15 protein-coding genes are annotated in these 19,313 nt (G+C 70.9%); 4 read left to right on the top strand and 11 right to left on the bottom strand.

The features are described 5' to 3' along the window. Positions 1–7: 7 nt before the first annotated feature. Positions 8–1,957, bottom strand: a complete 1,950-nt coding sequence (locus EDD92_RS39770) for a Xaa-Pro dipeptidyl-peptidase (RefSeq protein ID WP_123968777.1) — start codon at positions 1,955–1,957, stop codon at positions 8–10. Positions 1,958–2,153: 196 nt separating this feature from the next. On the opposite strand from EDD92_RS39770, the gene EDD92_RS39765 reads away from it, so the two are divergent. Then, positions 2,154–3,662, top strand: coding sequence for a M1 family metallopeptidase (locus EDD92_RS39765; protein WP_123968776.1), 1,509 nt, complete (start codon positions 2,154–2,156; stop codon positions 3,660–3,662). A gap of 172 nt (positions 3,663–3,834) precedes the next feature. Here the strand turns inward: EDD92_RS39765 and EDD92_RS39760 are convergent, their stop codons facing one another. Both EDD92_RS39760 and EDD92_RS39755 read right to left on the bottom strand, forming a co-directional pair. Further along, positions 3,835–4,749 (bottom strand): PfkB family carbohydrate kinase, encoded by a 915-nt coding sequence (locus tag EDD92_RS39760; RefSeq protein ID WP_123968775.1) that lies wholly within the window; start codon positions 4,747–4,749, stop codon positions 3,835–3,837. A 262-nt stretch (positions 4,750–5,011) separates the two neighbouring features. Next, a complete protein-coding gene (locus tag EDD92_RS39755) occupies positions 5,012–6,478 on the bottom strand; it encodes an amino acid permease (RefSeq protein ID WP_123968774.1) in 1,467 nt (488 codons plus the stop codon). A gap of 217 nt (positions 6,479–6,695) precedes the next feature. Here EDD92_RS39755 and EDD92_RS39750 point away from each other — a divergent pair, with 217 nt between their 5' ends. Further along, positions 6,696–7,484: a MerR family transcriptional regulator gene (locus EDD92_RS39750; protein ID WP_123968773.1), complete on the top strand. Its 789-nt coding sequence runs from the start codon at positions 6,696–6,698 to the stop codon at positions 7,482–7,484. Positions 7,485–7,597: 113 nt separating this feature from the next. Here the strand turns inward: EDD92_RS39750 and EDD92_RS39745 are convergent, their stop codons facing one another. The 6 genes from EDD92_RS39745 to EDD92_RS50150 form a co-directional block, all read right to left on the bottom strand. Further along, a complete protein-coding gene (locus EDD92_RS39745; RefSeq protein ID WP_123968772.1) occupies positions 7,598–9,226 on the bottom strand; it encodes a thiamine pyrophosphate-binding protein in 1,629 nt (542 codons plus the stop codon). A 331-nt stretch (positions 9,227–9,557) separates the two neighbouring features. Then, positions 9,558–11,732, bottom strand: a complete 2,175-nt coding sequence (locus tag EDD92_RS39740) for a 3-hydroxyacyl-CoA dehydrogenase NAD-binding domain-containing protein (protein WP_123968771.1) — start codon at positions 11,730–11,732, stop codon at positions 9,558–9,560. A 50-nt stretch (positions 11,733–11,782) separates the two neighbouring features. Beyond that, entirely contained in the window at positions 11,783–12,997 is a 1,215-nt protein-coding gene (locus EDD92_RS39735; RefSeq protein WP_123968770.1) for an acetyl-CoA C-acetyltransferase, read from the bottom strand. Positions 12,998–13,038: 41 nt separating this feature from the next. Further along, positions 13,039–14,181 (bottom strand): acyl-CoA dehydrogenase family protein, encoded by a 1,143-nt coding sequence (locus EDD92_RS39730; protein ID WP_123968769.1) that lies wholly within the window; start codon positions 14,179–14,181, stop codon positions 13,039–13,041. Continuing rightward, positions 14,178–15,314 (bottom strand): CaiB/BaiF CoA-transferase family protein, encoded by a 1,137-nt coding sequence (locus EDD92_RS39725; RefSeq protein WP_123968768.1) that lies wholly within the window; start codon positions 15,312–15,314, stop codon positions 14,178–14,180. The genes EDD92_RS39730 and EDD92_RS39725 overlap by 4 nt, the downstream gene beginning before the upstream one ends. Positions 15,315–15,436: 122 nt before the next feature. Next, positions 15,437–15,604 carry a hypothetical protein gene (locus tag EDD92_RS50150; protein ID WP_185124273.1) on the bottom strand — a complete coding sequence of 56 codons (168 nt, stop codon included), beginning with the start codon at positions 15,602–15,604 and terminating at the stop codon, positions 15,437–15,439. Between the two features lie 96 nt (positions 15,605–15,700). On the opposite strand from EDD92_RS50150, the gene EDD92_RS39720 reads away from it, so the two are divergent. Next, positions 15,701–16,879, top strand: coding sequence for a trans-acting enoyl reductase family protein (locus tag EDD92_RS39720; RefSeq protein WP_123968767.1), 1,179 nt, complete (start codon positions 15,701–15,703; stop codon positions 16,877–16,879). Between the two features lie 331 nt (positions 16,880–17,210). Here the strand turns inward: EDD92_RS39720 and EDD92_RS39715 are convergent, their stop codons facing one another. Further along, positions 17,211–18,104, bottom strand: a complete 894-nt coding sequence (locus EDD92_RS39715) for a YhjD/YihY/BrkB family envelope integrity protein (RefSeq protein ID WP_123968766.1) — start codon at positions 18,102–18,104, stop codon at positions 17,211–17,213. A 168-nt stretch (positions 18,105–18,272) separates the two neighbouring features. Here EDD92_RS39715 and EDD92_RS39710 point away from each other — a divergent pair, with 168 nt between their 5' ends. Next, entirely contained in the window at positions 18,273–18,953 is a 681-nt protein-coding gene (locus EDD92_RS39710; RefSeq protein WP_123968765.1) for a GAP family protein, read from the top strand. Positions 18,954–19,126: 173 nt separating this feature from the next. On the opposite strand, the gene mmpA is transcribed toward EDD92_RS39710, so the two are convergent. Beyond that, positions 19,127–19,270 carry a morphogenic membrane protein MmpA gene (mmpA, locus tag EDD92_RS50145; RefSeq protein ID WP_185124272.1) on the bottom strand — a complete coding sequence of 48 codons (144 nt, stop codon included), beginning with the start codon at positions 19,268–19,270 and terminating at the stop codon, positions 19,127–19,129. Positions 19,271–19,313: the final 43 nt, after the last annotated feature.

Genomic DNA, 19,313 nt, shown 5'->3' with positions numbered 1-19,313 from the left:
CCGCTGCTCAGCCGATGGGGATGCGGTGGGCGGCGCTCGGGTTGCGTACGCCCTTCAGGGACGTGGCCGCAGGTGCGGACGGGGACTTGCTGGAGGTGGCCCGGGTGAATGCCGGCGCGCCTCCGACGAGGGGGACACTGGCCGATGTGCGGGTCAGGTCCAGGGTGAGGGTCGGCTTGTCGGTCGGGGGGTCGATGAGGTCCTTGTCGGTGCCCGCGACGATCAGCGCGAGGCGGTGGCCGGCCGGGACGACGTGGTCGGTGGCCGCCAGGTCCAGGGTGATGGTGTACGCCTTGCCCGGGGTGAGCGGGACGCCCTTGAGGTCGGAGGCATAGTTGCCGAGGTCGGCCCAGCCGCGGCTGAACACCGTGTAGTCGACGGCGGTCTTCTTGGCCTCGGTGGCCTTGAAGCAGGAGCTGTCGCCCGCCGTGCTCGCGCCCCAGCAGGTGCGGTCGGTGAGGGTGGTGATGCCCTCTGCGGAGTCGGCGTAGTCACGGATGGTGTCGGGGCCGAGGTCCACGAGGACGGCGGAGAGGTGGGCCGTCTTCGTGGTGGGGGTCGCGGTGACGGTGACCTTGGAGGAGCCGGACAGGCGCAGGTCGTGGGTGAGGGGCTTGGTGACGAATCCGGCCTTGTCGGGAGTCGACGTGTCGATCTTCGCGGCCCAGTCGGTCTCGCTCAGCTGCGGGTTGTCGGTGAAGGTCTCGGTGCCGTCGCCCTTCGTGAGGCCGAGGGTGCCGACGCCCGCCTGGGTGCCCTGGTCCGGGCGCAGGGTCGTGGTCCGAGTGCCGCTCGGGGGCCAGGACTGCGAGGTCACCCACTGGTCGGGGTGGCGCTCGATGTCGGCCATGGGCGCGCGGTCGATGCCGTTGTCGTAGCCGAGGAGCTCGTGGTCGAACCAGCGGTGCAGGGTGTCGACCCAGGTGGCGCGGCGGAAGTCGAAGGGGTCGACGTGGCCGGTCTGGGAGAGCCAGATCTTGCGCTCGACGCCGTTCTTGGCGAGGGCGTCCCACCACTGGCCGAAGTGCTTCGTGCGGACGTTGAGGTCCTGCATGCCGTGCACAAGGAAGACGCTGGCCCTCACCTTGCTCGCGTTCCTGACGTAGTCGCGCTCGGTCCAGAAGCCAGTCCAGTCACCGGTGCGCGGCGCCCCGTCGACGATCTTCTTCTGGACGGCGGCGCACTTGGCCTGCGCGTCGGGGCTGTCTACGTAGTTCGAGAGCCAGTCGGGGCCGGAGTCGTAGAGCGGGGCGCCCTTGGCGAAGTAGTAGTCGTACCAGGAGGAGATGCCACTGATCGGGACGATGGTCTTCAGACCCCGCACGCCGGTCGCGGCCACGCCGTTGGCGATCGTGGCGTCCCAGCTCTTGCCGATCATGCCGGTCTTCCCGTTGGTCCAGGTCGCCCTGGCGGTGGTGGTGCCGGTGCGGGTCGTGTACGCCTTGGCCCTGCCGTTCAGCCAGTCGACGACGGCCTTCGCGGACTGGATGTCGCTGCGGCCGCCGACGTCGACGCAGCCGTCGGATCGGTTGGTGCCGGCGAGGTCGACGCCGACGAAGGCGTAGCCGCGGGGCACGAAGTAGTTGTCGTAGAAGAGCGGCATCTGGACGACGTTGCCGTTCGCGTCGTACGTCTTCTTCTGGCTCTCGTTGCCGCGGCCGCAGCAGGAGTAGTAGGGGCTGGCGTCCATGATGACCGGGATCTTGTGGCCCTGCCGGGCGGGTTCGCGGGGGCGGACGATGTCGACGGCGACCCGGTCGGCCTTGCCGTCGCCGTCCCCGTCGAGTCCGGTGTCCACCCATACGGCCTCGCGGATGGCGTTGTCGTAGGAGTAGACGGGGCGGCTCTCCTGCGGGGCACTGTGAGCCGCCGCGGGGGTGAGGAACGCTGCCATGAGGGCGGCGACGGCCGCCGCTGCGAGCGGTCTCCAGGTCGTGAAGCGCATGCGTATGGACATGCGCGGACGGTACAACGGTCAACTCCCGTACAGAAGAGTGCAATCGGACGCCTACGAGGTCCGTGAGGAACGGGGGGCTGCTGCTCATGTCGGCCGAATGGCGATCGTGTGACACGTGGGGCCATGGACATGCCCGGGGACACAGGGACTGAATAGGCTCCGAACAGACCTCGTACTCCTACGACTTGGAGCTTTCGTGCACCGCAGAATCATCACGCCGGGCGCACTCGCTGCCGCGTCCCTGATGCTGGCGATCCCGGCGTCGGCCGCGAGCTACTCCCCCGGCGCACCGGGCATCGGCGACCCCTACTACCCGGCCTACGGCAACGGCGGATACGACGTCTCCCACTACGACCTGCGTCTCCAATACCAGCCCGCCACCGACGAGTTGGCGGGTACGGCGACGATTCTGGCCAGGACGACGCAGGATCTGTCGAGCTTCGACCTGGACTTCCTGCTCGACGTCAGCGAGGTGCGGGTCAACGGCGTCAAGGCGTCCTTCGCCACCTCGGGCCAGCACGAGCTGGTCGTGACGCCGAAGACGCCGCTGGCCAAGGGCTCGCCGATCACCGTGGTCGTGCGCTACAGCGGGGTGCCGTCGACGAAGAGCGCGTACGGCTTCAACACCTGGCATCGCACGCCGGACGGGGCGGTCGCGGCGGACGAGCCCGAGGCGGCCTGGTGGTGGTTCCCGAGCAACGACCACCCGCTGGACAAGGCGACCTACGACGTGTCGGTGGCCGTGCCGGACGGCACCCAGGCCCTCTCCAACGGCACGCTGCAGTCGACGAGTTCGAAGCTCGGCTGGACCCGCTACAACTGGCGGGAGAACAAGCCGCAGGCGACCTATCTGGCCACGCTGGCGGTCGGCAAGTTCGACATCACGACCAGCACCTCCGAGGGCGGCGTGCCGGTCGTCAACGCCTACAGCAAGGACCTCGGCGACAACGACGGCGCCGCGCGGGCGAGCGTGGAGCGCACCGGGGAGCTCGTCGACTGGCTGAGCGGCTACTTCGGGCCGTATCCCTTCAGCTCGGCCGGCGGGTACGTGCCGAACACGACCACCGGGTACGCGCTGGAGACGCAGACCCGTGTGTACTACAGCCCGAAGCAGTTCGCGAACGGCTCCAACACCTCGGTGGTCGTGCACGAGCTGGCGCACCAGTGGTACGGCGACAGCGTGTCGCTGAAGGGCTGGAAGGACATCTGGATCAACGAGGGCTTCGCGCGGTACGCGCAGTGGCTGTGGTCCGAGCACGAGGGCGAGGGCACGACGCAGCAGCTCGCCGACTACGTGTACGCCTCGCACCCGGCGGATGACGCGTTCTGGACGGTCAAGCCGGGTGACCCCGGTGCTGACAACCAGTTCGACATCGCTGTCTACGACCGGGGTGCGCTGGCGGTTCAGGCGCTGCGGAACGCAGTCGGCGATGACGCGTTCTTCGCCATTCTGAAGGGGTGGCCGCGGGATCACGCGTACGGGAACGCGTCCGTCGCCGACTTCCAGGCCTACGCCGAGAAGGTCTCCGGGAAGTCGCTGGGCGCGCTGTTCGACGCGTGGCTGTTCCAGCCGTCGAAGCCGGCCGCGCCGGCGGCGCGTTCCGCGTCGATCGCGAAGTCGGCGGCGGCTGACGTGCAGCCGAAGTCGTGGAAGAAGATCGAGGCGACGAACGACGTGCACGGGCAAGGGCGCGGCGCGCAGTAGGGCGGGGGACGGCGGGGCGGTCCTTCATCCTCGACACCTGTCGAGGTGGGGGCCGCCCCGACCGGCTCGGAATCCGGCGAGCCGCGTCGGCGGAGGTAGATCGACAGGACGGCCATGGAGGCCACGCGAGGAGTTCGGACTGCCAGTTCTGCAGCCTCCGGCTCCCCCTGCGCTACGGCCGCGGCTCCGTGCCCGCCACGAGGGCGAGCAGTGCGTCCCGGCTGATCGCCTCCGTCTCCGTCGAAGGGATCGTGCAGGCGTGGGCGCCGGCAACGGTGCCGTACAGGGCGCAGCGCTGTGGGGTTTCGCGGTTCAGCCAGCCGTGGAGGAAGGCCGCGGCGAAGGCGTCGCCCGCACCGTTGGAGTCCACCACCGGGGCGGGCGGTGCGAAGGGCGGTACATGGGTCAGCTCCTCGTCGGCCAGGAGGTAGGCGCCCTTGGCACCGGCCGTGGCGACGACGACCTCGGCCCGGCCGCGGTCCGCGATCCGGCGCATCGTGCGCTCGGGGTCGGCCAGGGCCGCGGCGGACAGGAACACCACGTCCGCCGCGTACGCGAACGGTTCGTGGTAGGTGTTCCTGCCGTCCCAGTCGTGCAGGTCGGTGGACACGGTCACGCCGGCCTCGCGCAGCACCGGCAGGGCGTGGGCGCAGGGCTGGGTGATGGCGACGTGGGCGTGGCGGCTCGCCGCCGCGAGGGCGCGCACCGTGTCCTTGGGGAAGCGGTCCTCGCCCTGTGTGCGGCTCACGTCGTACAGCGACAGGCGTCTGCCGTCGGGGCCGACCAGGTTGACCGCGCGCTTGGTGCCGGCGGGGTGGGGGACGGCGGTGAGCGCGATGCCGTTGTCCCGGTGCAGGGCGCGGACCAGGTCGCCCTCGGGGTCCTCGCCGAGCATGTCGAGGTGATGGACGCGCAGGCCGAGGGCGGTGAGGCCGAGGGCCACGAAGTCGCCGGTCTGTCCGGCACGGGTACGGATCCCGGACTCGATCATGTAGCTGTCGGCGTACGGCAGCGGCAGCTCCGGCACGTACACGATGGTATCCACGCCGGCGCCGCCCAGCACGAGGACGTCTGTCTCCCTGCTCAACTGCAGTCCTCCCCATGGTCAGAGACCGTGACCTTGATGCCGCGCTTCACCGGTCGCTCCGTGACCGGTGGCTCGACACGCGGCCATGCGCCGCCGGCCAGACCGCACCCTATCCGAGGCGTCTCGCTCCGCCGGGCAGGGCGGACCGTCTCGCCGCAAGCCCTCCGGGCAGTGGGTGTCTGCGGGTCGTGCGTGGTTGCCCGCGCCCACGTGGCGGAGCCGCATATCGATACAGCCCCGCGCCCCTTACGGAGCGCCCCCGCTACTTCGTGAGCTCGGTCAGTTCCCGGTCGCCGTCCCGGGTGACCCTGCGCCGTACCGCGAACCAGCCGGCGACCAGCATTGCGGCGATCACGGGGATGAGGAGGAGGGTCTTGCGGCCGACCTCGGGGTCGTTCCACATCAGGGCGAGCACGGCGAGCAGGAAGGCGATCGTGGTGATCTCCGTGACCGGGCTGCCGGGAAGGCGGAAGGACGGGCGGGTGACCAGGCCGGCCTTGGCGCGGCGGACGAAGACCAGGTGGCAGATCATGATGATCACCCAGGTCGAGACGATGCCGAGCGAGGCCACGTTCAGCACGATCTCGAAGGCCTGGCTCGGCATGAGGTAGTTGAGGCCGACGCCGAGCACGCACACCGCGCAGGTGAGCAGGATGCCGCCGTAGGGGACCTGGCTGCGGTTCATGCGGGCCGTGAACCTGGGGGCGGAGCCCGCCGTCGCCATCGAGCGCAGGATGCGGCCCGTCGAGTACAGGCCCGAGTTCAGCGAGGACATCGCGGCCGTCAGGACCACCAGGTTCATCACGTCGCCCGCCGCCGGGATGCCGACCTTCGACAGGACCGTGACGAAGGGGCTCTGGTCCGCCGAGTACACCGAACCCGGGAGCAGCAGGGCCAGCAGGACGACCGAGCCGACGTAGAAGAGGCCCACCCGCCACATGATCGAGTTCACCGCGCGCGGGACGACCTTCTCCGGCTCGGCGGTCTCACCGGCGGCGACGCCGACCAGTTCCAGGGCGGCGTACGCGAAGATCACGCCTTGCATGACGAGGACGACCGGCATCAGGCCGTGCGGGAAGACTCCGCCGTGGTCGTTGATCACGGACAGGCCCGGTGTGTGGCCGCCGACCTCGTGCCGGGTGGCCAGCAGGAAGATGCCGATCAGCATGAAGCCGACGAGCGTGGCCACCTTGATGATCGCGAACCAGAACTCCATCTCGCCGAAGATCTTCACCGAGATCAGGTTCACGGCGAGCACGACGGCCAGCGCGATCAGGGCGAGCACCCACTGCGGGATGCTCGTGAACATGCTCCAGTAGTGCGTGTACAGCGCGATCGCCGTGATGTCGGCGATTCCCGTCGTCGACCAGTTCAGGAAGTACATCCAGCCGGCGACGTACGCACCCTTCTCGCCGAGGAACTCGCGCGCGTACGACACGAAGGATCCGGAGGAGGGGCGGTAGAGGACCAGTTCGCCCAGCGCCCGGACGACGAAGAAGGCGAAGATCCCGCACACCAGGTAGGCGAGCGCGAGGGCCGGGCCCGCGTTGTGCAGACGGCCGCCGGCGCCCAGGAAGAGGCCGGTGCCGATGGCGCCGCCGATGGCGATCATGTTGACGTGGCGGGCCTTGAGGTCCTTGCTGTAGCCGGCGTCGCCCGCGTCCGCGGGCACCTGGGCCACGTCGGTCCGGGTGGCGGCCTGTGCCGTGTCCACGGCGTCCTTGCTCACAGGTGGTTCCACTCTCTGGTGCGCCCGAGCGGGTCGCGCTCGGGTGTCCGGACGTACTCGGTCGGCGCGTTCGGTGGGGCGCAGACCAACGCGGCACCTTCCCCCAGGTGGCGGCGCGCATGCGATGGCATAGATCACAGAGCCGTACTTCTCACAAGCCCCACCGGCCCCACCCAGCGGGTTTCGCAGTACTGGTGTGACAGCGATACTGCTGCACATGACGACGGACACCGACACCGACAGCGACACCGCGGAGCCGACGCTCACGATCGACGAACTGGCCGCGCGGGCAGGCGTCACGGTCCGCACGGTCCGCTTCTACGGCACCAAGGGACTGCTGCCGCCGCCGGTGATCGGTCCGCGCCGGGTGGGCCGCTACGGGCAGCAGCACGTGGCCCGGCTGGCGCTCATCGAGGAACTGCAGCACCAGGGCATGACGCTGGCGGCGATCGAGCGCTACATGGCACAGCTGCCGCCCGGTCTGAGCCACCACGACCTGGCGATCCACCGGGCCGTGGTGGCGTCCTGGGCACCGGACACCGTGGAGACCGTCAGCGCGGCGGAGCTGCGGCGCCGCGCCGGGCGGCCGCTGACCGAGGACGAGGTCGAGCGGCTGTGCGCCATGAACGTGATCCGGCGCGACGGGGAGTCGTACCGCGTCGACTCCGGCCTGCTCCGGCTCGCCGTGCAGCTCCTCGACGTACCGCTGTCGGAGCAGGCGATCCTCGCGGCGCGAAGGGTGCTGATCGAGCACTCGCGGGCCGCCGCGCACGAGCTGTCACAGCTGTTCCGGGGCGAGGTGTCCGAGCGGGCGGAGGAGGACGTGAAGTCGCTGTCCGCGCACATGCAGCCCATCGTGGTGCAGGCGCTGCTGACGACCTTCCAGCGCTCGCTCAGGGAGGAAGTGCACCAGTGGCTCGACGTCTCACTCGACCTCTCTGAGGAAGGCATCTCCGAGGAAGGCATCTCCGAGGAAGGCGTCTCGGAGGAAGGCCGATCCTCCTGACACGTTGAGCGTCCTGCCGGTCGCGGATGAACTCGTCGTTTCCGGGTGGGCCGACAAGGAGGCTAGGTGGCAGAAGGCGGGCGGGAGTGTCCGGGCGCGCACGGCTCGGGCCGTCACTGTCGCAGGGGTACGTCCACCAGCAGCGGCCTCGTCAGCTCACCCGCCCCGGCAACCAGTTCACGCAGGTGGTCCGCGCTGTCCGCGCGTACCGCGTCGACCCCGAAGAAGCGCGCCGCGTGGGTGAAGTCCAGTGGCCCCAGCTCCGTCCCGGGGCAGACGCCCTGGTTGCCCATGGCCCCGTAGGTGTCCTGGACGGTCTGGTAGGCGCCGTTGCTCATCACCACGAACAGGACAGGGACGTTCTGGCGGGCGGCGCTCCACAGGCCTTGGAGGCCGAACAGGGTGCAGCCGTCGCCCAGGACGGCGACCACCGGGCGGCCGGGCTCGGCGAGGGCGCGGCCGACGGCGGCGCCGATGCCCCAGCCGAGGCCGCCGCCGACGGTGTGCGTGTAGCTGCCGGGGCGGTCGAGGCGGACGAATCGGCGGAGCAACAGGCCGACGGTGATGGCCTCTTCGACGACCACGGCGTCGGACGGCAGTCCGCGGGCCACGGCGTGGGCGGCGGCCCACGGGGCGAGGGGTGCCGGGGAGTAGGCGGCGCGGGCGGCGGACTCGGCGCGGTCGCGTTCGGCGGTGTGCCGTTCACCGGCGCGCAGGGCGCGGGCCTTGGCGGCGTGGGCGGGCACACGGTCGGGCAGCAGCTCGGCGAGGCGGTGCAGGGAGGGGCCCAGGGCGCCCACGAGTCCGGCGGTGGCCGGGAAGTTGCGGCCGATCTCGTGCGGGTCCGAGTCGAGCTGGACGACGGTGAGGCCGGGCGGCAGCGCGGGCCCCGGGGTGTAGTGGTGGGGTGTGAAGGCGTGCGCTCCGGCGATCAGCACGGTGTCGTACGCGGCGAGGGCCTCGCGGATGGCGTCGTGGCGGGGCGGCAGCATCCCGGCGTAGAGGGGGTGTGTGGTGGGGAAGTTGAGGCAGTCGGCCATCGGCTGGTGGTGGACCACCGCACCGCACGCCTCCGCAGTGCGCACGAGCGCGGCGACGGCGTCCTCGCGGCCCACCCCGTCCCCGGCGACGATCACGGGACGGGCGGCGGCGCCGAGCAGGTGGGCCGCGCGCTCGAGGCCGGGGGCCGGTCCCGGCGGGGGTGTGGGGGTGCGGGCCGGGACTTCGACCTCGGTGTCCTCGCCGAGCAGATCCGTGGGCACGGACAGGAACACCGGTCCGGCGGGCGGCCGTTGGGCCAGGGCGAAGGCGCGGCGCAGGGCGAGCGGGAGGTCGTGGGCGTGCTGGACGTCGTACGTGGCCTTCACTGCGGGGGCCGCCAGGCCGATGATGTCGCCGGAGAGCATGGGGTCCTGCTGGAGGTGGCGGCGGTCCTGCTGACCTGCCGTCACGACGAGGGGCGTACGGGAGCGGCGGGCGTTGAGCAGGCCGATCAGGCCGTTGGCGAGGCCGGCGGCGATGTGCAGGCTGACGAAGGCGGGGCGGCCGGTGCCGCGGGCGTAGCCGTCGGCCATGGAGACGACGGAACCCTCGTGGACGCCGAGCACGTACTCGGGGGCGTCCTGGGCGTCCGCCAGGGCGGCCAGGAAAGGGAGTTCGGTGGTGCCGGGGTTGCCGAAGACGCGGTCCACGCCCTCGCCGCGCAGGATCTCCAGGAGGGCGAGGGCGGGACGGTATCCCATGGGGGCTCCTCGGGGGGCGGCGGCCGTGTGAGCCTTTCGCTGATCAGCGTGCGGGGCGCTTCCGCGGGAGGCAAGGGGGCGTGTCGCTCAGCGGTACGCCCCACCGACGGATCTCGCCCCCGCCGCCCCTACCCGTCCCGACCCGGGGGCCAGCCCCCGGACCCCCGCTCCTCAAACGCCGGAGGGGCTGAATTTGGCGCAGCCAATCTCAGCCCGTCCGGCGTTTGAGGACGAGGCCGTTCAGGCCGAAAGCGGGGGTCTGGGGGCGGCAGCCCCCAGGGACGGGAATGGGAAGGGACGGCGGGGACGAAAAAGCCGCCGGCGCCAGGGGTCACGCGTCCGCGAACCGCTCCCCCTTCTCCGCCTTCTCCACCAGCAGTGCGGGCGGCGTGAACCGCTCCCCGTAACGGTCCGCGAGCTCACGCGCGCGTGCCACAAAGCCCGGCAACCCGCCCTCGTAGCCGTTGATGTACTGCAGGACCCCGCCCGTCCAGCCGGGGAAGCCGATCCCGAAGATCGAGCCGATGTTGGCGTCGGCCACCGACGTCAGGACACCCTCCTCCAGGAGCTTGACCGTGTCGAGCGCCTCGGAGAAGAGCATCCGCTCCTGCATGTCCCGGAACGGGATCTCGTGCCCCGGCTCGGTGAAGTGCTCGCGCAGCCCGGGCCACAGCCCCGCCCGCTTGCCCGCCTCGTCGTAGTCGTAGAAGCCCGCTCCCCCACTGCGCCCGGTCCGCCCGAACTCGTCGACCATGCGGTCGATGACCGCCTCGGCCGGGTGCGTCGGCCAGGTGCCGCCCGCCTCCTCCACGGCCCGCTTCGACTCGTTGCGGATCTTGCGCGGGAGCGTGAGCGTCAGCTCGTCCATCAGGGAGAGCACCTTGGCCGGGTAGCCCGCCTGGGCCGCCGCCTGCTCGACGGACGCGGGCTCGATGCCCTCGCCGACCATCGCGACGCCCTCGTTGATGAAGTGGCCGATGACGCGGGAGGTGAAGAAGCCCCGGGAGTCGTTGACGACGATCGGGGTCTTCTTGATCTGGCGGACCAGGTCGAAGGCGCGCGCGAGGGCCTCCTCACCCGTCCGCTCGCCCTTGATGATCTCGACGAGCGGCATCTTGTCGACCGGCGAGAAGAAGTGCAGGCCGATGAAGTCGGACTGGCGCTCGACGCCTTCGGCGAGGGCGGTGATCGGCAGGGTCGAGGTGTTGGAGCACAGCAGCGCGTCCGGCTCGACGATGTGCTGGATCTCCTGGAACACCTTGTGCTTGAGCTCCGGGTTCTCGAACACGGCCTCGATGACCGCGTCGCAGCCGGCCACGTCCTGCGGGTCCCCCGTCGGCGTGATGCGGGCGAGCAGTGCGTCCGCCTTCTCCTGCGTCGTACGGCCCCGGGAGACCGCCTTCGCGCACAGCTTCTCGGAGTAGCCCTTGCCCTTGACGGCCGCCTCGAGCGACACGTCCTTCAGGACCACGTCGATGCCCGCGCGGGCGCACGAGTACGCGATGCCCGCGCCCATCATCCCGGCGCCCAGGACGGCGGCCCTGCGGACCGGACGCGACTCGATGCCCTTGGGACGGTTGGCGCCGGAGTTGACGGCCTGGAGGTCGAAGAAGAAGGCCTGGATCATGTTCTTGGAGGTCTGGCCGGCGGCCAGCTCCACGAAGTAGCGCGCCTCGATGACCTGGGCCGTCTCGAAGTCGACCTGGGAGCCCTCGACGGCCGCGGCGAGGATGTTGCGGGGCGCCGGGTAGGGCGCGCCGTTCGTCTGCTTGCGCAGACTGGCCGGGAAGGCGGGCAGGTTGGCCGCGAACTTCGGGTTGGCGGGGGTGCCGCCCGGGATGCGGTAGCCGGGCTTGTCCCAGGGCTGCTGCGACTCGGGGTTGGCGTCGATGAAGGCGCGGGCCTTGGCGAGCAACTCGTCCTGGGTGGCGGCCACTTCGTGGATCAGGCCGTTGTCGAGCGCGCGCTGCGCGTTGTACTGGGTGCCCTGCAGCAGCACCTTCAGCAGCGCGTCGGCGATGCCCAGCAGGCGTACGGTGCGGACGACGCCACCGCCCCCGGGGAGCAGGCCGAGGGTGACCTCCGGGCAGCCGATCCTCGCACCGGAGGTGTCGAGTGCGACCCGGTGGTGGCAGGCCAGCGCGATCTCGTAGCCGCCGCCCAGGGCCGCGCCGTTGATCGCGGCGACGACCGGCTTGCCCAGGGTCTCGATGCGGCGCAGGTTGCGCTTGATCGCCAGGCCGCCGTCGAAGAGGTCCTGGGCGGTCTCGGGGGTGACCCGGATGAGGTCGCGCAGGTCGCCGCCTGCGAAGAAGGTCTTCTTGGCGGAGGTGAGGATGATGCCGCGGATGGAGTCCTTCTCGGCCTCCAGGCGGTCGGTGATCACAGCGAGGGAGTCGCGGAACGCCTGGTTCATGGTGTTCGCGGACTGGTTCGGGTCGTCCAGTACGAGGGTGACGACGCCGGTGCGGTCCTGTTCCCAGCGGATGGTGGTGCTCTGCGTCATGACGGGTGTCTCCGTAGAAGTCTCTGAAGTCTCTTGGTTCCGCCGGGTGTTCAGATGCGCTCGACGATCGTGGCGATGCCCATGCCGCCGCCGACGCAGAGGGTCGCGAGTCCGTAGCGCTTGTCCTGGCGCTCCAGTTCGTCGATCAGACTGCCGAGGATCATGGCGCCGGTCGCGCCGAGCGGGTGGCCGAGGGCGATCGCGCCGCCGTTGACGTTGACCTTGTCCAGGGACAGGCCCATGTCGCGCACGAAACGCAGGACGACCGCCGCGAAGGCCTCGTTGATCTCGACGAGGTCGATGTCGTCGATGGTGAGGCCGGCCTTGGCGAGCGCCTTGCGGGTGGCGGGCGCGGGACCGGTGAGCATGATCGTGGGCTCGGAGCCCGAGACGGCGGCGGAGACGATCCGCGCGCGCGGGGTGAGGCCGTGGCGCTCGCCGACCTCCTTGGAGCCGATCGCGACCAGCGAGGCGCCGTCCACGATTCCGGAGGAGTTGCCCGCGTGGTGGACGTGGTCGATCTTCTCGACCCAGTGGTACTTCTGCAGCGCCACGGCGTCGAAGCCGCCCAGGTCGCCGATGTCCGCGAAGGACGGCTTCAGCTTGGCGAGGGAGTCGGCCGTCGTACCCGGGCGCAGGTGCTCGTCGTGGTCGAGGACGACCAGGCCGCTGCGGTCCTTGACCGGGACGACGGAGCGGTCGAAGCGGCCCTCCTTCCAGGCCGTCGCCGCCCGCTCCTGCGAGAGCGCCGCGTACTCGTCGACGTCACGGCGCGAGAAGCCCTCGATGGTGGCGATCAGGTCGGCGCCGATGCCCTGCGGCACGAAGTTGACGGCAAGGTTGGTCATCGGGTCGTTGAACCAGGCGCCGCCGTCGGAAGCCATCGGCACCCGCGACATGGACTCGACGCCACCCGCGAGGACCAGGTCCTCCCAGCCCGAACGGACCTTGGCGGCGGCCATGTTGACGGCCTCCAGACCCGACGCACAGAAGCGGTTCTCCTGTACGCCGGCGACCGTGTCCGGGAGGCCCGCGGCGACGGCGGCGATGCGGGCGATGTCGGAGCCCTGGTCGCCGACCGGGCCGACGACGCCGAGCACGATGTCGTCGATCGCCGCCGGGTCCAGGCCGGGGAAGCGGTCGCGGATCTCGTGGATGAGTCCGACGACCAGGTCGATGGGCTTGGTGCCGTGCAAGGAGCCGTTCGCCTTGCCGCGGCCGCGCGGGGTGCGGATCGCGTCGTACACGTACGCTTCGGTGCTCACTGGAAAGCCTTTCGGGGTGTGGGTCAGCCGGGCAAAGAGCGTCAGCCCAGCAGGGAACGGCCGATGATCTCCTTCATGATCTCGGTGGTCCCGCCGTAGATGGTCTGGATGCGGCCGTCGGTGAAGGCCCTGGCGACCGGGTACTCGGTCATGTAGCCGTAGCCGCCGTGCAGTTGGAGGCAGCGGTCGGCGACCCGCTTCTGCAACTCGGTCGCCCACCACTTGGCCATGGAGGCGTGCACGGCGTCGAGCGTGCCGACGGAGTGGTCCTCGACGCAGCGGTCGAGGAACGCGCGCGTGACGGCGCACTCGGTGGCCATCTCGGCTATCTCGAAGCGGATGTGCTGCTTGGTGGCGAGCGGTCGGCCGAAGGCCTCGCGCTCCTTGACGTACTCGGTGGTGAGCTCCAGCAGGTGCTCGGCGGCCGCGATCGCGGAGACGGCGATGCTGAGGCGCTCCTGCGCGAGGTTGGTCATCAGGTGGCCGAAGGCACCGTTGAGCGTGCCGAGCAGGTTCTCCTTGGGCACGCGCACATCCGTGAAGAACAACTCGGCCGTGTCCTGTGCCTTCTGGCCGATCTTGTCGAGGTTGCGGCCGCGCTCGAAGCCCTCCGTGCCGCGTTCGACGACGAGCAGCGACAGTCCGTGCGCGCCGCCTTCCGGGGTCGTTTTCGCGACGACGATCACCAGGTCGGCGAGGATCCCGTTGGAGATGAACGTCTTGGCGCCGTTCAGCAGCCAGTGGTCGCCCCGGTCCTCGGCGTGCGTACGGATGCCCTGGAGGTCGGAACCCGCGCCCGGCTCGGTCATGGCGATGGCGGTGATGAGGGAGCCGTCGCAGAAGCCGGGCAGCCAGCGCCGCTTCTGCTCATCGGTGGCCAGGCCGGTGAGGTACGGGCCGATGACGTCGTTGTGCAGGCCGAGGGCGAGCCCGGGCGCGCCCGCGCGGGTGAACTCCTCGGCCAGTACGGTGGCGTAGCGGAAGTCGGAGGTGCCGCCGCCCCCGTACTCCTCGGGCACGGCGAGTCCGAGCAGGCCCTGCTTCCCGGCCGCCCGCCAGGCGTCGCGCGAGACGATGCCGTCCTTCTCCCACTGCTGGTAGTACGGCAGCACCTCCCTGGCCAGGAAGGCACGCACGGTCGCGCGGAACGCGTCGTGCTCGGGGGCGAAGATCTGCCGTTTCATTCGAGGCCCTTCAGGAGGTCGGGTACGTCCCAGTCGCGCGCCACGTCGGCGGTGTCGGCGCCGGGCTGCGCGGGACCGGTGCGTACGGCCGTGGGGGTGGCGGAGAACCGGGGGGCGGGCGCGGGCTGGGTGATGCCGCCGTGGTCGGTGAAGGTGCCGCGGGCGGCGAGGTGCGGGTGGTGCGGGGCCTCGCGCAGGGACAGCACGGGCGCCACGCACGCGTCGGAGCCCTCGAAGAGCGCCGTCCACTCGTCCCGGGTGCGGGATGTGAAGCGGGCCGCGACCGCCTCGCGCAGCTCGCCCCAGCGGGTCCAGTCCTTGCGGGCGTCGGCGTGCTCCGGGATGCCGAGGACGCGCACGAACTCGTCGTAGAACTGCGGCTCCAGGGCACCGACCGCCATGTACTTGCCGTCGGCCGTCTCGTATGTGCCGTAGTACGGGCAGCCGCCGTCCAGGAGGTTGGCGCCGCGCCGGTCCTGCCAGCCGCCGGCGGCGAGCATGCCGTGGATCATCGCGGCGAGGTGGGAGGTGCCGTCGACGATGGCGGCGTCGACGACCTGGCCGCTGCCGCCCGCGCGCGCGTGGTGGAGGGCGGCGAGGACGCCGACGACCAGGTAGAGGGCCCCGCCCGCGTAGTCGCCGAGGAGGTTGGCGGGGACGGCCGGGGGCTCGTCCGGGCTGCCGATCATGCCGAGGGTGCCGGTGAGGGCGATGTACGCGATGTCGTGGCCGGCGCGGTGCGCGAGGGGGCCCTGCTGGCCCCAGCCGGTCATGCGGCCGTAGACGAGTTCCGGGTTGCGGGCGTGGCAGGCCTCGGGGCCGACGCCCAGGCGCTCGGCCACTCCGGGGCGGTAGCCCTCGATGAGGATGTCGGCGCGTGCGGCGAGGTCGAGGACCCACGCGGGGCCGTCCGCGGACTTCAGGTCGACGATCACCGAGCGCTTGTTGCGGTTGGTGATGTCGTACTCGGTGTTGATCGCGAGTCCGACGCCGCCGGGGCGGTCCACGCGGACGACGTCGGCGCCCAGGTCGGCGAGGAGCATGGCGGCGAACGGGCCGGGCCCGATACCGGCCAGCTCCACCACGCGCACGCCGGAAAGCGGGCCGTGTCCAGGCGTCTTTGCCTCTGCCATGCAGTCCCCAGGAGTTGTGACACAACTGCTGTAACACTAGTGATGTTAGGAACACGTTCCAGCGGACACAAGACCCGGGAGAGCAAGCGCTTAGCCAAGTTGTGCCGGAGGAGGCATGCGGATCAGCGTGCATCCAGCGGGACGCGGACCCAGCCGGCCCTGCCGGGCCGTATCCGGCGCATTCCGCGACCGGCGAGGTACGCGTGGGCCGCCTCGTCCCTGAGCTTCACCGGCAGCCCGAGGGCGAACTCGCGCACGTTCTCCCATTTGTTCAGGGCGTTCTTCGGCACGGACACCGCTTACCTCCGGGCTCGTCGTCGGGCTCCGCACCCTTCACGCTAGCCTCGGCCACCGACAACGGCGCGTGCTGCGGACCGAGGGGTGTCATGAGCAGGCTGAACAGGACGGACCGTCCGTACGACCTCGTGCTCTTCGGAGCCACGGGCTTCGTCGGGACGCTCACCGCGGAGTACCTTGCCGCGCATGCGCCCGAGGACCTGCGCTGGGCGATCGCCGGCCGCAGTGAGCGGAAGCTGGAGCAGCTGCGCGAGCGGCTGCCCGGCACCGGGAAGGTCGGGGTGCTGCGGGCGGACGTGGCCGATCCGGTGTCGCTGCGCGAACTCGCGGAACACGCGCGCGTGGTGGCCACGACCGTGGGGCCGTACGTGACGTACGGCGAGGAGCTGGTCGCCGCCTGCGCGGACAGCGGTGCGGACTATCTCGACCTCACCGGTGAGCCCGAGTTCGTGGACCTGACGTACGTCCGCCACGATGCACGCGCGCGTGAGACCGGTGCGCGGCTGGTGCACGCCTGCGGGTTCGACTCGATCCCCCACGACCTGGGCGCGTACTTCACCGTGCGGCAGCTGCCCGAGGGGGTGCCGCTGACAGTGGACGGGTTCGTGACGGCGGACGCCACCTTCTCCGGCGGTACGTTCGCGTCGGCGCTGAACCAGTTCTCGCGAGTGCGGCCGATGCTGGCCGCCGAGCGGGACCGCAAGCGGCACGAGCCGCGCCTGGTGGGGCGGCGGGCGGCCGCGCCCACCGGTGTGCCGCGGTTCGCGAAGGAGGTCGGTGCGTGGGCGCTGCCGCTGCCGACCATCGACGCGCAGATCGTGGGCCGCTCCGCGAAGGCCCTGGAGCGCTACGGCCCCGACTTCCGCTACCGCCACTACGCAGCCGTACGACACCTGCCCGTCGCCGTGGGCGGGATCGCGGCCGTCGGCGGCCTCTTCGCGGCCGCCCAACTGCCGCCGGCGCGGCGCTGGTTGTCCGACCGCCTCAAGCCCGGCGAGGGGCCGAGCGCCGAGAAGCGGGCGAAGAGCTGGTTCCGGGTCCGCTTCGTGGGCGAGGGCGGTGGCCGCCAGGTGCTCACGGAGGTCGCGGGCGGCGACCCAGGCTACGACGAGACGGCGAAGATGTTCGCCGAGTCGGCGCTGTCGCTGGCGTTCGACGACCTGCCGCCGACGGCCGGCCAGGTCACCACGGCGGTCGCGATGGGCGACGCTCTCACGGAACGGCTGCGACGGGCGGGGATCACCTTCAGGGTGGCGTCGAGCCGGTGAATCGGCACGGCTGAGACGCAGGCACGAGCAGGACCGGCGCGCGACCGCGCTCGGCATCCCGTCCACCCGCCCGGCCCGGGCCGGGCGGGGGCGCGGGAACGGTGCACCCTCGTCGTCTGACCCGGCCCGCGGCATTGGCGTGCAGGTAGTCAACCGCGAACAGCGAGCGGACCCGGTGGCGGACCCGGCACCGGGTCCGCCACCGAGGCGGCGTACACCCGGTACTGCAGCAACCGGGGAGCCGCCACGACGGAGCGCCCGACTGGCCGACCGCCCTCAACCTCACATCCTGGTCGGCGGCACCTGCCAGCGGGTTCCGACGGGTGTCCCGTCAGCGTGGCGAGGTCGGGGTTCCGAGGCGCCGCCGCAGGAAGGGCTCCTGGGACAGTACGGCGCCCACGCTGAGCCCGACGGCGATGGCCACGGAGACGACGATCAGCCAGGACAGCAGGACGAAGACGGAACCCGCGGAACCGTAGTCGGACAGTGCCCGGTTGAGCGCCCGTGGCATGTAGAAATGGGCGGTCACGGACAGGCAGCCGACCGCGATCGCCGTGAGGACGGCCCCTGGCAGGAGGGGCGCCCAGCGGACTGCCCCGCCCAGCAGAAGATGCTGGGTCCACCACCACATCGCCGTCTGTACGACCAGGACGATCGGAATTCCCAGCCAGGCCCCCAGCCCGAACCCGTCGCGCAACAGCCCTTGTGCGACCAAGGCGCCGAGCCACAGGCCGATCCATGACAGCCACCTCCATGGAGCGACTTTCGTTCCTCCGTGGGGCAGCTGCCAGGCCCGTCTGCACAACCGCTGCACCGCGCGGCTCACCGCGGTGGCCGACAGCAGCACCATCAGCCCGCCGACCACGCCGATCGCCTGGCGCACATCGTCGGTCGGGGGCTGGAACGCCCGCTCCACCTCGGCCTTCGACTGCCCGGTCAGACCGAAGACGGCGCTGACCGATTTGACGACCTGGGTCTGCACCGTATCGGGCGCGTACGCGTCCAGCACGAACAGCAACGGGACCGCGGTGAGGAAGCACTGCGCCGCGATGCGGGTGGCGGAGTCGAAGATGTTCACCGACACCATGCGGTCCAGAAGTGCTGTGATGACGGGGAAGCGGATCTCCAGCCGCGCGTGGACGGCTTTCAGGCAGGCCGTCAGTTCTCCGAGACGGCCACGCCACCGTGACGCACGCGAGTCCGTGCCCGCATCCCGGCGCCGCATCAGCCGCGAGTCTCCATCGTCGCCCCTTCCATCTCCAGAGTGCGCGACGAAGCGGGCCACGGCACCCTGCCGCGCGCACGGGGCAAGGACGGCTCAACCGTCACATGAGATGCGGTGGGTCACAGCCGTGCATAGGCTCGGCCCATACGGTGCCTGATGGGATCGCCCATGGTCTTCGACCTCCTGCTCATCGCCCTCGCCATCACGCTCGACCCGCTCCCCCTCATGGCGTTCGTCCTGGTGGTGGCATCCGTCAGAGGCGTTCGGACGGGGCTCGCCTTCATCTCGGGATGGATGACGTGTTTCGTCGCGGTGATCGTTCTGGTCCTGACGGTGACCGGCGGGCAGCCCCCGGACCGGAGGTCGCCTCCGTCCACGGCAAACCTCGCGATCAAGGTCGCCATCGGAGTGTCGCTCGTCGTGTACGGCATCCACCGGCACCGAAAGGCCGGTCACCACGATCCGTCCCCCACCGTCACCTCGGCGCCGAACGGCAGATCGTCCTCTTTCCTCACTTCCCGGATGGACCGGGGCGCACTCTGGCCGGCGGCGGGACTTGCCGTCCTTCTCCAGCCGTGGGCCCTCGTCGCCGCCGGCGCCGTGACCGTGGTGGAGGCCGACGGCTCCGACCCCACGACCTGGCTGGTACTGATCGCGTACTGCATCGTCGCGACCGCCACGCTGCTCGCCGCGGAGCTGTATGTGGTCTTCAAGCCGGCGTCCGCCCGACACCGACTGCGGGAACTGCGCTCTTGGATGCAGGGCCACGCGGAACAGGCGATCGTGTACGGCAGTGTCGTGGTCGGCCTGTTGCTGGCGGGAAAGAGTGCCTACGCGCTGGCCCATTGACGTCATGTTCAGCGCGCATCGGGTTGCCCGTCGAGCGCGCGGTCGAGGTCCCGTGCGCACCTGTGGCCGGCGGCCAGCTCGTGCTCAGGCAGGTCGCGGGCGGCGACCCCGGCTACGACGAGACGGCCAAAATGGTCGCCGAGTCGGCGCTGTCGCAGGCCGCCGAACAGGAGCTAGGACCACCCCGCCACCGTGTAGAGCATCCCGGCGATCCAGCCGAGTCCCGCCAGCACGGCGAGGATCAGCGCGGCCGTCACGGCACGCTCGACGGGACGGTTGGGATCGGCGAGGGGCTTCGGGGCGCGGTGCGTCGTCATGCGGCACAGCCTGCCGACCGGCGCACCGCACCCACATCCGTAC

Source organism: Streptomyces sp. TLI_185, assembly GCF_003814765.1.
In the GTDB taxonomy this organism is placed as follows: domain Bacteria; phylum Actinomycetota; class Actinomycetes; order Streptomycetales; family Streptomycetaceae; genus Streptomyces.
This window is presented reverse-complemented; position numbering and strand designations above follow the sequence as displayed.

Excerpts from the sequence above, each read along its gene's own strand:
- EDD92_RS39770 (WP_123968777.1), bottom strand. The coding sequence starts at position 1,957 with ATGTCCATACGCATGCGCTTCACGACCTGGAGACCGCTCGCAGCGGCG.
- EDD92_RS39750 (WP_123968773.1), top strand. The coding sequence starts at position 6,696 with ATGACGACGGACACCGACACCGACAGCGACACCGCGGAGCCGACGCTC.
- EDD92_RS39745 (WP_123968772.1), bottom strand. The coding sequence starts at position 9,226 with ATGGGATACCGTCCCGCCCTCGCCCTCCTGGAGATCCTGCGCGGCGAG.
- EDD92_RS39740 (WP_123968771.1), bottom strand. The coding sequence starts at position 11,732 with ATGACGCAGAGCACCACCATCCGCTGGGAACAGGACCGCACCGGCGTC.
- EDD92_RS39730 (WP_123968769.1), bottom strand. The coding sequence starts at position 14,181 with ATGAAACGGCAGATCTTCGCCCCCGAGCACGACGCGTTCCGCGCGACC.
- EDD92_RS39725 (WP_123968768.1), bottom strand. The coding sequence starts at position 15,314 with ATGGCAGAGGCAAAGACGCCTGGACACGGCCCGCTTTCCGGCGTGCGC.
- EDD92_RS39720 (WP_123968767.1), top strand. The coding sequence starts at position 15,701 with ATGAGCAGGCTGAACAGGACGGACCGTCCGTACGACCTCGTGCTCTTC.
- EDD92_RS39715 (WP_123968766.1), bottom strand. The coding sequence starts at position 18,104 with ATGCGGCGCCGGGATGCGGGCACGGACTCGCGTGCGTCACGGTGGCGT.
- EDD92_RS39710 (WP_123968765.1), top strand. The coding sequence starts at position 18,273 with ATGGTCTTCGACCTCCTGCTCATCGCCCTCGCCATCACGCTCGACCCG.
- mmpA (WP_185124272.1), bottom strand. The coding sequence starts at position 19,270 with ATGACGACGCACCGCGCCCCGAAGCCCCTCGCCGATCCCAACCGTCCC.